Origin of the sequence: Shouchella oshimensis (genome assembly GCF_002019765.1) — a bacterium.
In the GTDB taxonomy this organism is placed as follows: Bacteria; Bacillota; Bacilli; order Bacillales; family Bacillaceae_D; genus Shouchella; species Shouchella oshimensis.
This window is the reverse complement of the sequence record NZ_KV917380.1, coordinates 2,709,289-2,727,290: the sequence shown is the minus strand read 5'-3', so window position 1 is coordinate 2,727,290 and position 18,002 is coordinate 2,709,289. Positions and strand designations below refer to the sequence as shown.

The following is an 18,002-nucleotide window of genomic DNA, read 5'->3' as shown; positions in this document are numbered from 1 at the left end:
TTACCGTACGATGTCAACAGAAGAGAAAGTAAGCCGGATCCATCAAGCTAAAGCCTTTTTTGGTAACGAATTACTCATACCGGGGCATCACTATCAACGAGAAGACGTGATTCAGTTTGCTGATGTGACAGGTGATTCCTTACAGCTTGCTCAATTATGTGCAAAAAGTGATGCTGCCTTTATTGTGTTCTGTGGTGTTCATTTCATGGCGGAAACCGCAGACATGTTAACGAGTCCAAGTCAAACTGTTCTTTTACCTGACCTTGCAGCTGGCTGTTCTATGGCAGATATGGCAACGCATGCACAAACGAAAAGAGCTTGGAAAAGCTTAACAGAGATGTACGGAAATACCCTTGTTCCCCTAACCTATGTCAATTCAACTGCGGCTATCAAGGCTTTTTGTGGCGAACATGGTGGAGCATGCTTGACTTCGTCTAATGCGAAAGAAATGGTTAGCTGGGCGTTGCATCAAAAAGAACGACTCTTGTTTTTGCCCGATCAACATCTTGGTCGGAATACAGCTGCTGAACTTGGGATTCCACTTGAACAAATGGCTGTTTGGTGTCCGCATAAAAATGAGTTAGAACGAGCGGATGGTATCAACTTAGACGAAATTAGAATCATTTTATGGAAAGGTCATTGCTCGGTTCATGAAAAATTTACTGTTTCCCAAATAAATGAAAAACGAGCGCAATTTCCTGATATGAACATTATTGTGCATCCAGAATGTAGCTATGAAGTTGTTCAAGCCGCTGATGATGCAGGTAGTACCAGTCACATTATTCAGGTGATCCAAGAAGCTGAATCAGGAACAAAATGGGCAGTTGGTACAGAAATGAATTTGGTTAATCGGTTAGCGAGACAACATCCTGACAAACAGATTGAGTCTTTGAACCCTTATATGTGCCCTTGCTTAACTATGAATCGAATTGACCCTGAGCATTTGTGTTGGACGCTTGATTTACTACGTGAGGGTGTTTATCAATTTGAAATTAACGTACCAAAAACCATTACCGATTATGCCAAAATGGCTTTAGATCGCATGCTTTTATCAGTAAAATAAATTAAGTTGTCCTCGTCATATGCTTGAAACTATTCTCATAATCATTTTTAAAGAGGAACATTATGGAATCAGTGCGCATAGTGTGTACGAATGCCTATAACAGGGGGGACGACCCAATGAGAATTCATATTGTACAAAAAGGGGACACTGTAGGAAAACTGGCGGATAAGTATGATTTATCATTAAATCAAATTAAACAAGCAAATTCGACGATAACGAATCCAGATGTATTAATGCCAGGAATGAAGGTGAAAATCCCTTCTCCAACAGTTGCTGTTCGAAAAGAAACATCTGTTAAAGAACCAAATAAAGAACCAAAAAAACCGTTATTAAATAAAAAAGAAAAACTTGAACCATTAAAAAAACCAGCTACAAACACGACCGAATTAGATTCTATAAGTGCTTTGAAAACATTGGCGCAGCCACCAAAGAGTGCATCATATAGCTCTGAACCGAAGCCTTTGCCACCAAAGCAAGCTTGTTCGTCATGTGGAACATACCCTAAGACACCTCCACATGTCCCAAATCAGCAAGTCAGTGCAACAAATCAGTCAATCAGTCCGCAATCGATGAATGAAACTCATTACATGCAAGAAATGACTGGAAATTCTCCGTCTTTAATGAATCAGTGGTCTACAACAAATGAATCTTCACCTGTTGAATCAATGATGAATTCGACCAATGGAAACCACCATGCCCCAATGCAACAAGGGATGGGAGGAAACCACCACGCGCCCATGCAACAAGGGATGGGAGGAAACCACCACGCCCCAATGCAACAAGGGATGGGAGGAAACCACCACGCCCCAATGCAACAAGGGATGGGAGGAAACCACCACGCCCCAATGCAACAAGGGATGGGAGGAAACCACCATGCGCCCATGCAACAAGGAATGGGAGGAAACCACCACGCCTCAATGCAACAAGGAATGGGAGGAAACCACCATGCGCCAATGCAACAAGGGATGGGAGGAAACCACCACGCCTCAATGCAACAAGGGATGGGAGGAAACCACCATGCCCCAATGCAACAAGGAATGGGAGGAAACCATCAAGCCCCAATGCAACAAGGGATGGGAGGAAACCACCATGCCCCAATGCAACAAGGAATGGGAGGAAACCATCAAGCCCCAATGCAACAAGGGATGGGAGGAAACCACCACGCCTCAATGCAACAAGGGATGGGAGGAAACCACCACGCCCCAATGCAACAAGGGATGGGAGGAAACCACCACGCCCCAATGCAACAAGGGATGGGAAATCAACAACCATCTCCTACGTTTGTAAAAAAAGATGGTCAGTGGAACAGTGCAAATCAAAGTTGGTTCTATCCACAAATGGACTCATATGCTCCTCAAATAGAGCAATACGGGCACACACAAAATGAGTATGGATATCGAGAAGCGTCTGCACATAATCAGGCGCCCCAATGGGAGACAATGCATGGAATGCAAGCATCGTACGCTCCTTATGGACCGAAAGAACAAGTGAATAATTATGATGAAAAAGACACGCATGAAGATTAATTAAAACCCAACAACTAACAGATTAAAATCCCTCTTTTGGTGGACAATATCACTGAAAGGGGGATTTCAAATATGAAAAAAACAGTAGCTTCTTTCTTATGTGCAGCAGTTATTACGACTGGTCTTACAGCTTGTAACGGTGGAAATCAAACACAAGGGAATATGTATCGTGGTAGTGAAGCACAAATGGGGTATGATTACGGTGGAAATGACTATAATGCGAATTACCCGTATTATGGAAATGGTGTTGGTGGGAAAGAGTATTATCAAAACAATCGTTTCTCACAAAAGAATGACCGTTTAAATAATCCGAAAGCCTACTACAACCAAAATCGCAAAATGGCTCATGGACGCGGAATAACTGGAAATGATCGACCTGGTATGGTTGACGAAAATGGGGTTCTTAATCGCAAACATGACACAATAAGCGGTAGAGGTATGCAGTTCAAACGTTCTTCCATGCACAAAAAAACAACGGAAGCACACTATCATAAAGAGTATGATGGAAAGCATATCAGCAGCTTAACAAGTGAACTGAAAAAAATGGATGGCGTTCAAGATCCACGTGTAATGGTTCATGACAATGATGTTGTCATTGGTTATAAAAGTAAAGGCAACCAGCATCATGTAGATCGTGATATGCATAAACACGTTCAACGTATTATGGGAGAAGGCAAGCATGTCACCGTCACTACTGATAGGGATGCTTACTCTTCGATGAGTAAAATGGATGACCGTTTACGGACAGGCGCTGCTTTTAAAGAAGTAGAAAATACGTTCCAAGACATGATGAAAGACTTAGGTCGTGCAGCAAAACGTCCATTTGAAAAAAGTCGTTAAAAAAAGAAGGCAGCTGCCTTCTTTTTTTATGTAACCACTAAGGTTGCCGTCATATCTGTATGACCGCTCCCACAAGGAATTGAACAAATGATCTCATATTCTCCAGGTGCTAAAGTAGCGACTGTAGAGCCTTGCTTGTTAAGAACGACATCTTCGCCGCTGTTAACTTCACGAATAATAATTCCATGGTTACCACTTTCGTTAATCAGTTCAATTGTGGTTTCACCAGATGGAACAATATACTCTTCCTCATCAAAATGCCAGTTAAGCGCTTTAATGGTTACGGTTTCATCCGTTTCCACTTGTTCACTCTGCGCATCATCTGACTCATTACCGCCACATGCTGCTAGCGCCACAACAAAAAATAAACCCAGTATTTGTAAAACAATTCTTTTCATGCGATCACTCCTTTTTCTACACTCTATTATGGCATGGTTTTCTTTTTACTAAAGGTGGAGATATGAAAATCCTGTGTCTTTTTAAAGAATAGAAGAAAGTGAACATGGAAAGAATGGGTAGCATCTGCACATAGAAGGAGCGCGTATACGTATGTACAAAAAAATCATTCATAAGCATTGGCTACCCTTCGTACTTGGGGCGTTTTCTGTTATTCTTTTTTATAGTACATTTATTATTTGGAATGAGGGTGAACCAACGGAAATAAGTCGTCCTGAGGCAGTGAAAGAACAGGCTGACAATGAAGTAGAGCTCTTGTTTGAAACCGTTTTTGCCGATGGTATAAGTCAAGAAGAAACGAGAAAAGAAGCGATTAATTCATTACAGGATTTTTGGTATGAGTATAGTAATTGGCAAGTGGTGGATCAAAAAAAAGGGTTTGTTCATTTTAGGCAAGAACTCCTTGACCTATCACCTGAGGTTAAGCAAGAGGGCTATTTGGGTTTGTCTGATGATCAACATTTAATTTTATATACGGGTCAACCTGAAGCGAAGCACATTATTCAAACCTATGACCATTTGAGCGAGTATTCATTGGCTTCCTCCGTAAAGCTCGCGCTTACAAAAGGAATGAAAGTATCTTCTGTTGATGAATTAAATGCGATTGTTGACAAGAAGGGGTAGTAAATAGAACTAAGATACAACCATTTTTATAAAGAGCTTGTCGAAAACCGATAAGCTTTTTTGAGCTGTGGGCACTTTCGTCTTGACCCACTATTATGGCTTAAAAAGAAACGAAGAGTGTGCTACTATAGAAATAAATGTTCGGTTTTTTGGAGGAGAAAAGATGATTGACTATATAAAAGGTGTGTTAGTAGAAGTTGAACCTTCTCATCTTGTCATTGAAACAACAAATGGTATCGGCTATCAAATTATATGTGCGAATCCGTACAGGTTTACCGGGCAAAAAAATAAGGCTTTAACGGTCGTGACTTATCACTATGTGCGTGAAGATTTTCAGCGTTTATATGGGTTTAAACATAAACAAGAACGTAGCTTATTTGAAAAATTATTAAGTGTATCAGGTATTGGACCAAAAGGAGCTTTGGCGGTTTTAGCAGCTGGTCAAACAGATCAAATCGTGGAAGCGATTGAGCGAGAGGATGAAGCGTTGCTCACGAGATTCCCGGGAATTGGAAAGAAAACAGCAAGGCAAATCATTTTAGATTTAAAGGGGAAGCTAGAGGATTTTACAACCGCATCATTGTTACAAGAGACACCTTTAGCGACTTCTAAACAAGAGAATGACCAGCTAGCTGACGCTCTTGAAGCGTTAAAAGCACTGGGATATGTTGATAAAGAACTTAATAGAGTGAAGAAAAAGCTACTTGGGGAAGATCTTGAAACCGATGAGTACATTAAGCGTGCACTTGCGCTTATGCTTCGTACATAGAAGGGGGTAAACAGGCATGGATGAGCGAGTCGTTTCGGCTGAATCAACGGAAACGGAAGAAATTACGGAACAACAGCTTCGCCCGGCTTTACTAAAGGAGTACATCGGTCAAGACGAAGTAAAAGACAATTTATCTATTTTTATGAAGGCTGCGAAGCTAAGACAAGAAGCGTTGGACCATGTACTCCTATATGGACCCCCAGGTCTTGGTAAAACGACTCTTGCTGCCATTATTGCTCAAGAAATGGGCGGTCAAATAAAAACAACTGCAGGTCCTGCTATTGAGCGTGCAGGTGATTTAGCCGCTATCCTCACATCCCTTGAGCCTGGCGACGTCTTATTTATTGATGAAATCCATCGTTTGAACCGTGTAATAGAAGAAATACTTTATCCAGCAATGGAAGACTTTTGTATTGATATTGTCATTGGCAAAGGTCCAACAGCTAGGTCTGTCCGTCTTGACTTACCGCCGTTTACTTTAGTAGGTGCGACAACAAAGGCGGGAATGATCTCAGCACCGTTGCGAGATCGTTTTGGGGTATTGTCGAGACTTGATTATTACAAACCGGATGATTTAGCGAAAATTATTCATCGCTCTGCTCAAGTGTTTGACGTGGAGTTAACAAAGGATGCAGAGGTGGAGATTGCAAGAAGGTCAAGAGGAACACCGCGAATTGCAAATCGATTATTAAAGCGTGTCAGAGATTTTGCACAAGTCGATGGGCACGATTCGATTTCTTTAGATTTGGCAAAACACGCCCTTGAGCGACTTCAAGTTGATCCTCTAGGACTTGATCATATTGATGAGAAGCTAATCAAAGGCATTATCCATCGTTTTAATGGAGGGCCAGTTGGAATTGAAACGATTGCAGCTTCCATTGGCGAGGAGTCCGATACGATTGAAGAAGTTTATGAACCATATCTTCTTCAAATTGGGTTTATCCAACGTACCCCTCGTGGTCGAGTGGCGACCCAAAGTAGCTATACTCATTTTGGATTGGAGTACCGTAAAGATGGGTAGAACTCTTATGATAGTTGGTGCCATTATACTGGCAATAGGACTCATTTGGGAATTGGCAGGTCGATTTATCCCCCTAGGTAAATTACCAGGAGACTTCCTTTTTAAAAGCGGAAACACAACCATTTACTTCCCAATTGTTACGTGTATCATTATTAGCATAGTCCTCTCGCTTATACTATCTTTTATCAGGAGATGACAGGCTTGCGGTTTTGCGCATTCAACGGTATGCTAGTAGAAGTTTTGACTAGAGAATAAGTAAAAAGGTGATTGGCTTGAATGTAAACGATTTTGATTTTTATTTACCTGAAGAACTCATTGCACAAACGCCTCTTGAAGCGAGAAGTCAATCAAGGCTTCTTGTACTTGATCGGGATCGCTCACAACTGTATGATTCTTCGTTTACTCAGCTTGTAAACGAAGTTTCTACTGGTGATTGTTTAGTATTAAATGATACAAAAGTATTGCCTGCTCGGTTAATTGGTGAAAAAAAAGAGACAGGCGCAGTAATTGAATTTTTACTATTAAAACAGACGACGGGTGATTGTTGGGAGACATTGGTGAAGCCAGCTAAACGTGTTAAAGTAGGTACCGTTATTACGTTTGGTGATGGCAAGCTCATAGCAACTTGTGTAGAAGAAAAAGAAGATGGGGGAAGAATAGTCGAGTTTTCTTATGATGGACTGTTCTATGAATTACTTGACGAGCTTGGAACAATGCCTCTTCCACCTTATATTAAAGAACGTTTAGATGATCAGGACCGTTATCAAACCGTTTATGCGAAGCAGTTAGGTTCTGCTGCGGCACCAACGGCAGGCCTTCATTTTACAACGGATCTACTCCATGCACTTAAACAAAAAGGTGTTTCAATCGTTTATTTAACGCTACATGTAGGGTTAGGAACCTTTCGTCCAGTAAGTGCGGATGATGTGCTTGATCACAAGATGCATGAAGAATATTATGAGCTAACAGAAGAGGCAGCGAAGACATTGCAAGAGACAAAAGAAAGAGGGAATCATATTATCGCAGTAGGCACCACTTCTGCAAGAACCCTCGAAACCATTGCCGGTAAGCATGGAAAATTTGTAGCTGAAACTGGTTGGACGTCTATTTTTATTTATCCTGGCTACACGTTTAAAGGAATAGATGGTCTAGTAACAAACTTTCATCTCCCAAAATCTACTTTGGTGATGCTAGTAAGCGCGATGGCAGGAAAAGACTTTTTATTAGGTGCGTATGCTCACGCTGTGAAAAATAACTATCGGTTTTTTAGTTTTGGGGATGCAATGTTTATTCGTCCTCATGTTAAAGGAGAAATTAGAAATTGACTGTACCAATTACGTACGAACATATAAAAACATGTAAACAAACAGGGGCTAGACTAGGAAGAGTGCACACACCGCATGGTACATTTGAAACACCGATGTTCATGCCAGTTGGAACAATGGCAACGGTAAAAACGATGAGCCCAGAAGACTTAAAGGCGATGGATGCACAAATTATTTTAAGCAATACGTATCATCTTTGGCTACGACCAGGACAAGATATTATTGAAGAAGCAGGCGGCCTGCATACATTTATGAACTGGGATAAGCCGATCTTAACAGATTCTGGTGGTTTTCAAGTATTTAGTTTAAGTGATTTGCGTAAAATTGAAGAAGAAGGCGTTCATTTCCGCAACCATTTAAGTGGTGAAAAGCTCTTCTTATCTCCAGAAAAAGCAATGCAAATTCAGCATTCTCTGGGTTCGGATATTATGATGGCGTTTGATGAATGCCCACCCTATCCTGCCGACTATAGCTATATGCGACAATCAGTCGAGCGTACGAGTAGATGGGCAGAACGATGCTTAACAGAGCACCATCAGTCCGGTAAATCATCCATTCAAGGGTTATTCGGAATTATTCAAGGCGGCGAATATGAAGAACTTCGTAAACAGAGCGCGAAAGATTTGACATCACTTGATTTTCCCGGTTATGCTGTAGGTGGACTGTCTGTGGGAGAACCAAAAGACGTCATGAATCGTGTGCTTGAATTTACAACGCCTTTAATGCCAGCGGATAAACCGCGTTATTTAATGGGTGTTGGTTCGCCTGATTCACTTATTGACGGGGTGATAAGAGGAATTGACATGTTTGATTGTGTCTTACCTACCCGCATTGCACGAAATGGTACTTGCATGACAAGTGAAGGAAGATTAGTTGTCCGTAATGCGAAGTTTGCCCGAGATTTTCGTCCGCTTGATGAGAATTGTGATTGCCACGTTTGCCGTACTTATAGTCGCGCTTACATTAGGCACTTAATTAAGTGCGAGGAAACATTCGGTTTCCGTTTAACAACGTATCACAATTTGTACTTCTTATTGCAGCTGATGAAAAAAGTCAGACAAGCCATTATGGAAGATCGACTTCAAGATTTTCGTGACGAATTTTTTGAGAGCTATGGATTTAATAAAGAGAATGCCAAAAACTTTTAAACGGTATCACTCTTTAGTCAAGGAAGGAGGAGTTTTTCAATGAATGAGGGCGCTAGTTTATTACTAACGATGCTACCGTTTATCGGAATTATCGTTTTGTTTTACTTCTTGTTAATTCGTCCACAGCAAAAGCAGCAAAAGAAAGTTCGTGAAATGCATGCAGCTTTACAGCGTGGAGATAAAATCATCACAATTGGTGGTTTACATGGGGTAATTGACTCAATTGACGAAACGGTTGTTGTTCTTTTAGTCAATGACAATCGTAAGTTAACGTATGATCGTTCAGCGATCCGTGAAGTCGTTCAATCCGACTAATAACAAAAAGCAAGGTGTAGCGTATCCGCTCACCTTGCTTTTTTACGATTCGTCAGGGGATAGATTAACGCCAATAACGCCTCCTAATGCAGCAACCCCGCAATATGCAGCAAATAAAATCATTTGCTTGGCTGTTAGCGCCTCATTGTATCCTAAGTAACTAATAGCAGTAGCCAGTAAGCAAAAGAATACAGCGCATAAACAGCCAGCGAGCCATCCCTTTGTTCTCGCTTTCCCGCCTGCAATAAAACCTCCGACAAATAGAGCGAGAAAGGCAATTGCAATCATAAGCCAACCAATTGATTGTTCAGTTAATGATGTGAGTGATAACAATGTTGCAATAATCGCTGCCGAAACGATGGCAATGCCAAGGGCAAAGCTTAGTCCGATGAAGATAGCCGGAAAAAACCGATGAACCACACTATCACCTGCTTTCTTATTTTCTTCTCTTCTCTATACATACATATGTGTGGACAACAAGAACATGCTGTCTAGCATAAAACTTTCTTTAGAGGGCATAGTAGCATCAAGATAGGGGGGATAGGAATGGTAAGTCGTTTATTAAGTTTGAGTGTGCAAGCTTCGCAAATCGTGTTTGTGATCATAAAAGTGATAAAGGGTTCTCTCCTGTACGGAACGCTCTTAGTGATGAGAAAGATACGAAAGATAGGCAATAGGCCAAACTATCCGGTGCGTAGACCAGAACTGCTGACAGATAATAAGGGAAAGAGCCAACGCGCCATTCCGGTAATAGTGGATGGGAAAGTGTATCGAAACGGATTAGCAGAGTTGGAACGCACTGAATTGTGGCTCCGGCAACATATAAAGGCATTTGGGTTCAATGACATTAAACAAATTTCGTACTGCTCCATTCGAGCAAAAGACCGCTTTTTTATTGATCCTTATTAAAGATTGGGTGTAAAACGGTGGTTAAGTGACGATACAATCGCTTCTTTCCTTACATAGTATAGGTTGTATAACTATGGGAGGAGGGTTACTGTTGAGCGATAACTTTAAAATGTGTCAAGATCATATGGGTAAATGCGTGTATATTACGGAGCGTTGTGGGAAGCGACATTATGGTCGTATTACAAAAGTCGATCGTAATAACGTCTATATACAGCCTCTAGGAAACCGAGGGTTTGGTTACGGGTATGGCTATGGATGGGGATATGGTATCGGGTATCCAATTGCCTTAGGTGCCATTGCTGGAATTGCATTAGCTGGATTGTTTTTCTGGTAGGATAAAAAGTACTAAGAGGAGCCTGAAAGGAAGGCTCCTCTTAGTACTTTTTTACTGTGGACTATCTTTTACGTGTGAATAGTTGAAGTTCTGCTTTTGTAATGAGCTGCAAACTAAACATACCTAGAAGATAAAAGGTTGTTGTTAGGCCAATGTTGAGAATCGCTCGTACAGTGTAAGAGAAGGTTAGAAAAAGTGTGTCGTTTAGTAAGTTAGCTAAAAGACCGGTTGCAACAATGAGTAACGTCAATTTTATAATAGGGATAATATGGAAGAAAAAACCCGTTGTTTTGGCAATTGAAGCAAAGTGTAACAATGTCACGAGAACAAAGCCAACAACAATGGCTAATGCGGCACCCATGATCCCAAAACTCGGGTTAGAGGCGAGTGCAAAAATGGCACTTGTTTTAATAATGGCACCGATTAAACTGTTCATCATAGAAACTTTCGCATAGTTTAATGCTTGAAGGGCTGCTTGCAAAGGTCCTTGCAAATATAAAAATAGCGCAAAAGGAGCCATAATTTTTAGTAGGCTAGCAGCTTCAGGAGCATGATACATAATCGTCATTAGTTCACTAGCAAACACATATAAAATAACAACACAAATGCCACCTGACAGCAGGCTAATCCTTATAGCTTGCTCAAGCCGATGATGAACAAGCATATGCTTTTGCTGAGCTACGGCTTCACTTAAGTTCGGGAGTAAAGACACAGACAGTGAGTACGTAATAAACGTTGGCAAAGTAAGTAAAGGGACTACATAACCAACTAGTAAACCGTATTGCTGGGTCGCGATAATTGTAGCCGTTCCTGCCAGCGCTAAACTTTGGGCAACAACAATTGGTTCAAAAAATAAAGCGGTTGTACCAATTAAACGACTACCAGTTGTTGGTAGTGCGATTGTGAGTAAATCAGAGAATGTTTTCTTTTCCCCTTTCATGCTCGAAAAGAACTGTTTACGAAACCGAAAGGGCTTTTTAGCTTTAAATAAATAAACCATATAGAGTAGAGAGGCTAGTTCACCACATATGGCTGAAAGCATTGCTCCGGCGGCTGCGTATTCAATACCTAGAGGTAAGAAAGCAAGGCTTAATACAGCAACTAATGTAATTCGAACAATTTGTTCAATGACTTGCCCGTATGCAGTTGGCTTCATATTCTGTAAGCCTTGAAAGTATCCTCTTAGAACAGAGGAGAGGGCGATAATAGGAACAATTGGTATAATCGCATATAGTGGATAAATGGCTCGAGTATCCGTTAGCAAGGTTGTGGCGATAATAGGAGCGAGTAACAAAAGTGAAACCGTAAAGACAATTGAGAGCACGCCTGTTATCCCAAGAGATACAACGAGTATTTTTTTGATTCTGAACGATTCATTTCGTGCTTCAGCCTCTGCAACAAGTTTAGCAATTGCGACAGGCAGTCCCATTTGTGTTAACGTTAAAAGAAGTAACATCGTCGGAATGGCCATCATATAGAGCCCAACACCTTCAGGACCGAGAATACGCGCCATGACCATACGATTAATGAATCCAAGTAGTTTGGTAAAAAAGCCAGCAATTATTAAGATTAATGTACCTTTAAGGAATGATTGTTTACTCATTGGAATCCTGCCTTTTCTATACGTCTCCTATTACTATGCTTATGCGGTTAGGGACAGGACATGACAAGCTTATAAAACAGATTCTTATATCGTTTAAAGTGATAGCAGGATTTGAGTAATTTTGTTAGTATATGTATGATGACAGTTTTTTTTCAGGAGATGAGGGTGAAGCATGGGTGAAAAGCAGCAGTTTGAAGTATGGCAGGAAGACGTTGCGCCTATCCTGTCAATTAAGAAAGACGAATTCCACGAGCTAGGCTATGATCGTGTATCAACAGCTGATCTATGGTTGTATATCGTTGATAAGCAGAAAAAGCGAAAAACATTTATGCCTTTCTATGCGTTTGTCGATGAATTGTTGTCTATTAAACCCCAAGATTATATGACTTGGCTTACTGTAAATACATATAAAGAACCGATTGATTGGTTTAAAGAGTTTGAAGCAGCGACTGAAACAAAAGGGATAGACAGCTAGAATGGAGGATTCATTGAATGAAAATTAAAAAAGGCCAAATTGCGCTCTTTTTTGTCATTGTGGCGATACTGGCCGCAGGTGTCAGCTATTTGGCGCGACCTGTTCTTCAAGATGTGAATTTAGGTCTTGATTTACAAGGTGGGTTTGAAGTTCTCTATGAAGTAGAGGCAATGCATGAAGGAGATGTCATTGACGAGCAGGCTTTATTGGCGACTACAACGGCCTTAAATGAGCGCGTTAATACCATTGGTGTGTCAGAACCAACGATTCAAATTGAAGGAGATAATCGTATACGGGTTCAGCTAGCAGGGGTAGAGGATCAAGAGTCTGCTCGTGACATTCTATCAACTGGTGGCGAGTTAACCATTCGTGATGTGGACGATAACATTCTTTTAGACGGTAGTGATTTAACGCAAAATGGTGCGAATGCTACTCTTAATGGGGATACAAATCAACCAATTGTAACACTTACGTTGGAAGATGCCGACAAATTTGGAGCCATTACAAGAGAACTGTCTCAACAACCACAGGGTGAGAACCTACTCGTTATGTGGCTTGACTTTGAAGAAGGTGATAGTTACGAGGAAGAAGCGATGAAGGCAGATCCGAAATTCCTTTCTGCAGCTTCTGTTAGACAAACGCTCCAAACTCGTAACGTACAGATAGAAGGTCAATTCACAACAGAAGAGACGCGTTTTTTAGCTGAAATATTGAATGCAGGAGCGCTTCCTGTTGAATTGAATGAAATTTATTCAACGTCTGTTGGTGCATCTCTTGGTGAACAGGCAATGAAACAAACCATTAATGCAGGCTTAATTGGTGTAGCGCTTATTTTTATTTATATGGCATTGTATTATCGCTTTCCAGGTATTATTGCGATTATTACATTAAGTGTCTATACATTCCTCGTATTAGTTGTGTTTAATGCGCTAAATGCAGTGTTAACCTTACCTGGTATTGCAGCTTTAATCTTAGGGATTGGGATGGCTGTTGATGCAAATATTATTACGTATGAACGGGTTCGAGAAGAAATTAAGACAGGAAAATCGATTATGTCTGCCTTTAGGGTTGGTGGAAGGCGTTCATTTGCAACAATTTTTGATGCGAATATTACAACCCTCATTGCTGCAGGCGTTATGTTCTATTTTGGTACAAGTTCGGTTCAAGGTTTTGCCGTTATGCTTATAATTAGCATCCTCGTTAGTTTCTTGACTGCCGTATGGGGCTCTCGTTTATTGCTAGGTTTGTGGGTCAATAGTAAATTTTTAAACAAACGCCCAGGTTGGTTTGGAGTTAAGCGAGGTGAGATTGATGAGGTTTAGTCCGGAAAACTGGAACGTTGATTTAACAAGACATCGAAATAAATTTTTTATTGGTTCAGGATTGACCATTGTCATAGGTATTATTCTTTTACTCACAATGGGCCTTAATTTAGGTGTTGATTTTGAAAGTGGTTCAAATGTTGAGATTCAGACAAATGAAACACTGACCGAAGAACAAATTTTGGCTGATTTCGAAGCCATTGAAATTGATAATTCATATGTGCCGAACATCACTCTTGGTGGAGACCAAAGCCAAAATGCAACGGCACGGTTCGTTGATGAATTTTCACAACAGGAGATTGCTGTTATTCAGTCTTATTTCAATGAGACATATGGTAGTTCGCCTAATATAAGCACCGTCTCACCACTAGTTGGAGAAGAGTTAGCGCGCAATGCCATTATTTCTGTTCTCATCGCTTCAGTCGGTATTGTTCTTTATATAGCAGTTCGATTTCAATTCCTTTATGGTGTTTCTGCTATTATCGGGCTTTTACATGATGCGTTTATCGTTATTGCGTTGTTCAGCTTGTTACAAGTGGAAATTAATGTACCCTTTATTGCTGCCATTTTAACGGTTGTCGGGTATTCCATAAATGACACTATTGTAACATTTGATCGAATGAGGGAAAATGTGAAGAAAGAAAAAGACATTGAGAGTTTTCAACAGCTAGCGCAAATCGTGAACAAGAGTTTGCTGCAGGTTGTGACACGCTCTATTAACACGGTACTTACTGTTATGTTTGCAGCGGTTGCACTTTTTCTTTTTGGTGGAGAAGCCATTCGTTCATTCGCGTTAGCCCTTGTGGTTGGACTAGCAGCAGGTACGTACTCTTCCATGTTCCTATGTGCACAAATGTGGCTTGTATGGGAATGGAAGCGATTGGTCAAACTAAAAAACAAACCAAAAAAAGTAGAAGAAGATTATGTATAAAAGAATAGGTCGGTGAACGGAATGAAAGGGCAAACGTATTTTATCATTGGCGTCATTGCAGCCATCTTAATTGCCGTCTTTTCGGTATTAAATGTGGAAAGTGTACCGGTTAATTTGCTTTTTGTGCAAACAGATTGGCCGCTCATTCTTATTATTCTTTTTTCCGTTTTACTCGGTGCTATTGTTGCCTTTGCCCTTTCCGGTCTTAAGCTACATCAGCAGAAATTAGAGATTAAACGATTAAAAGAACAGACGACAGCACCTTTAGAGAATGAATCTACTGAGACAAAAAGTCGTTTGCGTAAGGAAAAAGATCATACAAAAGACTAATTTTCGATCATTGATACCCCTCGTTAACTCCTGTATAATAGGAGGGTCGAGGGGTGTTTTACGTATGTTGCAACCAAACGCAAGGTGGCGCATTTTAGAGCAAGAAACAACGAAAGTAACGAACTTAGTAAATGAATTAAATCTCTCCCAAGTCGCCGCGAGGCTATTGGTTAATAGAGGCTTTACTGATCCTGAAACGGCAAGTGAATTTCTAATGAAAGATGAACCAGCGTTTCTTGATCCATTTCTATTAAAGGGAATGGCGGAAGCTGTTGATCGAATCCAATCTGCCGTTGAGAAAAATGAACAAATTCTAGTATTCGGAGATTATGATGCGGATGGTGTAAGTTCAACTGCTGTTCTCGTTACCGCTCTAAAGATGATTGGAGCGGATTGTGACTATTATATTCCAAACCGCTTTACTGAAGGATACGGACCGAATAATCCAGCCCTTCAGTGGGCAAAAGATGAAGGCTACTCTCTTGTCATTACAGTGGATACAGGAATTTCTGCTGTAACACAAGCCGATTATGCCAAAGAAATTGGATTAGATTTTATTGTTACTGATCATCACGAGCCACCGCCAACACTTCCAAATAGTTATACAACGATTAATCCGAAACAACCTGGCTGCTCGTATCCTTTTAAGGAATTAGCAGGTGTGGGTGTCGCATTTAAAGTGGCGCATGGACTATTAGGGCGTGTTCCAAACGAGTTGCTTGACTATGCCGTTATTGGAACGATTGCCGACCTTGTACCTTTGGTCGGAGAAAATCGTTTGCTTGCGAAAAAGGGCCTTCGTGCATTTCAAACTTCAGATAAAATAGGCATTCAAGCGTTAAAAGATGCATGTGGAATGACTGCTGGAGAAGTGGAAGCCGATCATATTGGCTTTGCGATTGGACCAAGGTTAAATGCCGCTGGTCGATTGGATTCAGCCATTCCAGCAGTTGAACTGCTACTTGCTGAAAATCGAGAAGAAGCGAATGAGTTAGCCTCGGAAATTGATCGTTTAAATAAAGAACGCCAAAAAGTTGTTAACGATATATCGAAAGATGCAATAGCTGTTGTTCAGGAAATGGACGGAATTCCAGAAGCACTTGTTGTGGCAAAAGAAGGTTGGAATGCAGGTGTTATCGGAATTGTGGCATCTCGATTAGTGGAGAAATTTTATCGCCCAACCATTGTACTAACGATTGACCCAGAAACAGGTTTAGCTAAAGGATCTGCTCGAAGCATTGAAGGGTTTGATATGTTTGCAGAACTATCGAAAAGTCGAGACATTCTTCCTCACTTTGGTGGGCATCCAATGGCGGCAGGCATGACGTTACAAAGCGAACACGTTGGTATGTTGCGTGAACGACTGATTGAGCAAGCGAAGAACGGCCTTGCGCCAGAAGCGTTTACGCCAATAACGACAATTGATTTAACGGTAGCAGTTGATGATGTCACCATTGAGGTGTTAAAAGAAATAGAAGAGTTATCTCCGTTCGGTGTAGAGAATGCAAAGCCAAGAGTATTAATTGATGATGTAAAGCTTGCTGATATAAAACGAATTGGCAGTGATTCAAGTCATTTGAAATTTCAGTTTGCTGGTGAAGCGAAGACGCTGGATGGGATCGCGTTTCGTAAAGGTGATTTATTTGAACATATTACGCCGCAAGCAAGCGTGTCTGCAGTTGGGACGCTCTCCATTAATGAGTGGAACGGTCGGATCAAGCCGCAGTTAATAGTAGATGATCTTGCTGTAAAGCAATGGCAGCTATTTGATTGGCGGAGTTTACAATTGAATCGAGTAGGCACACGTTTAGTAGATCTACCTTCTGAGAAGTCCATTGTCATTGCTTTTCAGGAAAAAACCTTTGAAGCATGTCAAGAACGTGGCATTGTCGTCTATCGCTCAAGTGATCCACTGCCGTCTTTTGCGAATAACTATATTATCCTACTAGATGTTCCATCACATCGGGAAGAACTTTATCGTTTATTTGAAGAGGGGAGTCCACCTAGTCGAATCTATGTTGTTTTTTCCGAAGAAGAAGAATCGTTTTTTAAAACGAATCCAAATCGGGACCAGTTTAAATGGTATTACGCATTTTTAAAGAAACGACAGTCATTTAAGGTAGCTGACCTTAAAAAGCTGGAAGTATATAAAGGATGGTCCTCTGAAACCACTTCATTTATGAACGAAGTATTTAATGATTTAGGTTTTATTCAAATGGATGATCAGTATTTGACTATCGTCGAGGCACCAGCCAAAAAAGACTTAAGTGATTCAAAAACGTATCAAGCGAAACAAGAACAAACATGGCTTGAAAATGAACTCGTTTATGCTTCTTATGGGCAACTTAGAGAGTTATTTTCAGAACGAATTGGAAGCAAGGATTCACAGAAGAAGGAGACGATCACACATGGATTATAAAAAACATATTACAATTGTAGAGGATTGGCCACAAGAGGGCATTCGATTTAAGGATATCACAACGTTAATGCAAAACGGACCAGCTTATAAGAAGGCAATAATGGAGCTTACTGCGTATGCAAAAAAACAACAAGCTGACGTTATTGTTGGACCAGAAGCAAGAGGATTCGTTGTTGGTTGTCCCATTGCAACAGAGCTAGAGCTTGGTTTTGTTCCAGTAAGGAAAAAAGGAAAACTACCAAGAGAGGTTATTGAGTGCGATTATGGTCTTGAATACGGAAAAGATTGCTTAACCATTCATAAGGATAGCATTCAACCAGGGCAGCGTGTGGTCATTACCGATGATCTTCTTGCAACAGGTGGTACGATTGAAGCAACGACTAAACTTGTTGAGCAGCTCGGTGGAGAAGTGGTCGGCCTGGCATTCCTTATTGAACTAGCTTATATTGACGGGCGTAAGAAGCTTGAGCAATATGATATCTTCTCACTTACAACGTACGAATAAAAAAAGAGGAAAAACGACTGTTCTCGAAACAGTCGTTTTTTTAAACGAAAAAGCGTACCCTCTTTACAAGAATGAACGAGTAAAGGA

Annotated in this window: 21 protein-coding genes; 18 read left to right on the top strand and 3 right to left on the bottom strand. The window is 40.8% G+C overall.

Annotated features, from left to right (window positions below; translation table 11 throughout):
• The first annotated feature begins 10 nt into the window (after nucleotides 1-10).
• The 3 genes from nadA to BK583_RS13825 all read left to right on the top strand — a co-directional run bounded on the left by nadA (nucleotide 11) and on the right by BK583_RS13825 (nucleotide 3,429).
• Entirely contained in the window at nucleotides 11-1,063 is a 1,053-nt protein-coding gene (gene nadA, locus BK583_RS13835) for a quinolinate synthase NadA (protein ID WP_055737427.1), read from the top strand.
• Between the two features lie 116 nt (nucleotides 1,064-1,179).
• Nucleotides 1,180-2,589, top strand: coding sequence for a LysM peptidoglycan-binding domain-containing protein (locus tag BK583_RS13830; protein ID WP_169836828.1), 1,410 nt, complete (start codon nucleotides 1,180-1,182; stop codon nucleotides 2,587-2,589).
• A 72-nt stretch (nucleotides 2,590-2,661) separates the two neighbouring features.
• Nucleotides 2,662-3,429, top strand: a complete 768-nt coding sequence (locus tag BK583_RS13825) for a YhcN/YlaJ family sporulation lipoprotein (RefSeq protein ID WP_055737356.1) — start codon at nucleotides 2,662-2,664, stop codon at nucleotides 3,427-3,429.
• Between the two features lie 26 nt (nucleotides 3,430-3,455).
• Here the strand turns inward: BK583_RS13825 and BK583_RS13820 are convergent, their stop codons facing one another.
• Nucleotides 3,456-3,827: a cupredoxin domain-containing protein gene (locus BK583_RS13820; RefSeq protein WP_055737357.1), complete on the bottom strand. Its 372-nt coding sequence runs from the start codon at nucleotides 3,825-3,827 to the stop codon at nucleotides 3,456-3,458.
• 151 nt (nucleotides 3,828-3,978) lie between these two features.
• Here BK583_RS13820 and BK583_RS13815 point away from each other — a divergent pair, with 151 nt between their 5' ends.
• The 7 genes from BK583_RS13815 to yajC all read left to right on the top strand — a co-directional run bounded on the left by BK583_RS13815 (nucleotide 3,979) and on the right by yajC (nucleotide 9,087).
• A complete protein-coding gene (locus BK583_RS13815; protein ID WP_055737358.1) occupies nucleotides 3,979-4,509 on the top strand; it encodes a BofC C-terminal domain-containing protein in 531 nt (176 codons plus the stop codon).
• A gap of 163 nt (nucleotides 4,510-4,672) precedes the next feature.
• Complete coding sequence (gene ruvA / locus BK583_RS13810) at nucleotides 4,673-5,278, top strand: Holliday junction branch migration protein RuvA (RefSeq protein WP_038478657.1); 606 nt, start codon at nucleotides 4,673-4,675, stop codon at nucleotides 5,276-5,278.
• A gap of 16 nt (nucleotides 5,279-5,294) precedes the next feature.
• Nucleotides 5,295-6,299, top strand: coding sequence for a Holliday junction branch migration DNA helicase RuvB (ruvB, locus tag BK583_RS13805; protein ID WP_038478660.1), 1,005 nt, complete (start codon nucleotides 5,295-5,297; stop codon nucleotides 6,297-6,299).
• Complete coding sequence (locus BK583_RS13800; protein WP_367576386.1) at nucleotides 6,190-6,495, top strand: DUF2905 domain-containing protein; 306 nt, start codon at nucleotides 6,190-6,192, stop codon at nucleotides 6,493-6,495. The genes ruvB and BK583_RS13800 overlap by 110 nt, the downstream gene beginning before the upstream one ends.
• A 76-nt stretch (nucleotides 6,496-6,571) precedes the next feature.
• Nucleotides 6,572-7,624: a tRNA preQ1(34) S-adenosylmethionine ribosyltransferase-isomerase QueA gene (queA, locus tag BK583_RS13795; RefSeq protein ID WP_055737359.1), complete on the top strand. Its 1,053-nt coding sequence runs from the start codon at nucleotides 6,572-6,574 to the stop codon at nucleotides 7,622-7,624.
• Nucleotides 7,621-8,772 (top strand): tRNA guanosine(34) transglycosylase Tgt, encoded by a 1,152-nt coding sequence (tgt, locus tag BK583_RS13790; protein WP_055737360.1) that lies wholly within the window; start codon nucleotides 7,621-7,623, stop codon nucleotides 8,770-8,772. The genes queA and tgt overlap by 4 nt, the downstream gene beginning before the upstream one ends.
• Before the next feature lie 39 nt (nucleotides 8,773-8,811).
• Nucleotides 8,812-9,087, top strand: a complete 276-nt coding sequence (yajC, locus tag BK583_RS13785) for a preprotein translocase subunit YajC (protein WP_035398832.1) — start codon at nucleotides 8,812-8,814, stop codon at nucleotides 9,085-9,087.
• Nucleotides 9,088-9,129: 42 nt separating this feature from the next.
• On the opposite strand, the gene BK583_RS13780 is transcribed toward yajC, so the two are convergent.
• Nucleotides 9,130-9,507: a TIGR04086 family membrane protein gene (locus BK583_RS13780; RefSeq protein WP_055737361.1), complete on the bottom strand. Its 378-nt coding sequence runs from the start codon at nucleotides 9,505-9,507 to the stop codon at nucleotides 9,130-9,132.
• Between the two features lie 126 nt (nucleotides 9,508-9,633).
• Between BK583_RS13780 and BK583_RS13775 the strand changes: the two genes are divergently transcribed.
• Nucleotides 9,634-9,996, top strand: a complete 363-nt coding sequence (locus BK583_RS13775) for a YetF domain-containing protein (RefSeq protein WP_078440187.1) — start codon at nucleotides 9,634-9,636, stop codon at nucleotides 9,994-9,996.
• Nucleotides 9,997-10,105: 109 nt separating this feature from the next.
• On the top strand, nucleotides 10,106-10,330 hold the full coding sequence (locus BK583_RS13770) for a hypothetical protein (RefSeq protein WP_371836664.1): 225 nt from the start codon (nucleotides 10,106-10,108) through the stop codon (nucleotides 10,328-10,330).
• A gap of 61 nt (nucleotides 10,331-10,391) precedes the next feature.
• Here the strand turns inward: BK583_RS13770 and spoVB are convergent, their stop codons facing one another.
• Nucleotides 10,392-11,933, bottom strand: coding sequence for a stage V sporulation protein B (spoVB, locus tag BK583_RS13765; RefSeq protein ID WP_055737363.1), 1,542 nt, complete (start codon nucleotides 11,931-11,933; stop codon nucleotides 10,392-10,394).
• Nucleotides 11,934-12,105: 172 nt separating this feature from the next.
• On the opposite strand from spoVB, the gene BK583_RS13760 reads away from it, so the two are divergent.
• The 6 genes from BK583_RS13760 to BK583_RS13735 all read left to right on the top strand — a co-directional run bounded on the left by BK583_RS13760 (nucleotide 12,106) and on the right by BK583_RS13735 (nucleotide 17,915).
• Nucleotides 12,106-12,408 (top strand): post-transcriptional regulator, encoded by a 303-nt coding sequence (locus BK583_RS13760; RefSeq protein ID WP_038478682.1) that lies wholly within the window; start codon nucleotides 12,106-12,108, stop codon nucleotides 12,406-12,408.
• A 17-nt stretch (nucleotides 12,409-12,425) separates the two neighbouring features.
• Nucleotides 12,426-13,730: a protein translocase subunit SecD gene (secD, locus tag BK583_RS21025; protein ID WP_078440186.1), complete on the top strand. Its 1,305-nt coding sequence runs from the start codon at nucleotides 12,426-12,428 to the stop codon at nucleotides 13,728-13,730.
• The gene (gene secF, locus BK583_RS21020; protein WP_078440185.1) at nucleotides 13,720-14,661 is read left to right on the top strand and encodes a protein translocase subunit SecF; all 942 of its coding nucleotides are present in this window, start codon (nucleotides 13,720-13,722) and stop codon (nucleotides 14,659-14,661) included. Before secD ends, secF begins: the two co-directional genes overlap by 11 nt.
• A gap of 21 nt (nucleotides 14,662-14,682) precedes the next feature.
• Nucleotides 14,683-14,991 (top strand): LapA family protein, encoded by a 309-nt coding sequence (locus tag BK583_RS13745; protein ID WP_038478685.1) that lies wholly within the window; start codon nucleotides 14,683-14,685, stop codon nucleotides 14,989-14,991.
• 64 nt (nucleotides 14,992-15,055) lie between these two features.
• Nucleotides 15,056-17,410, top strand: a complete 2,355-nt coding sequence (gene recJ, locus BK583_RS13740; protein WP_055737364.1) for a single-stranded-DNA-specific exonuclease RecJ — start codon at nucleotides 15,056-15,058, stop codon at nucleotides 17,408-17,410.
• On the top strand, nucleotides 17,400-17,915 hold the full coding sequence (locus BK583_RS13735) for an adenine phosphoribosyltransferase (protein WP_038478690.1): 516 nt from the start codon (nucleotides 17,400-17,402) through the stop codon (nucleotides 17,913-17,915). The genes recJ and BK583_RS13735 overlap by 11 nt, the downstream gene beginning before the upstream one ends.
• The last annotated feature ends 87 nt before the right edge of the window (nucleotides 17,916-18,002 follow it).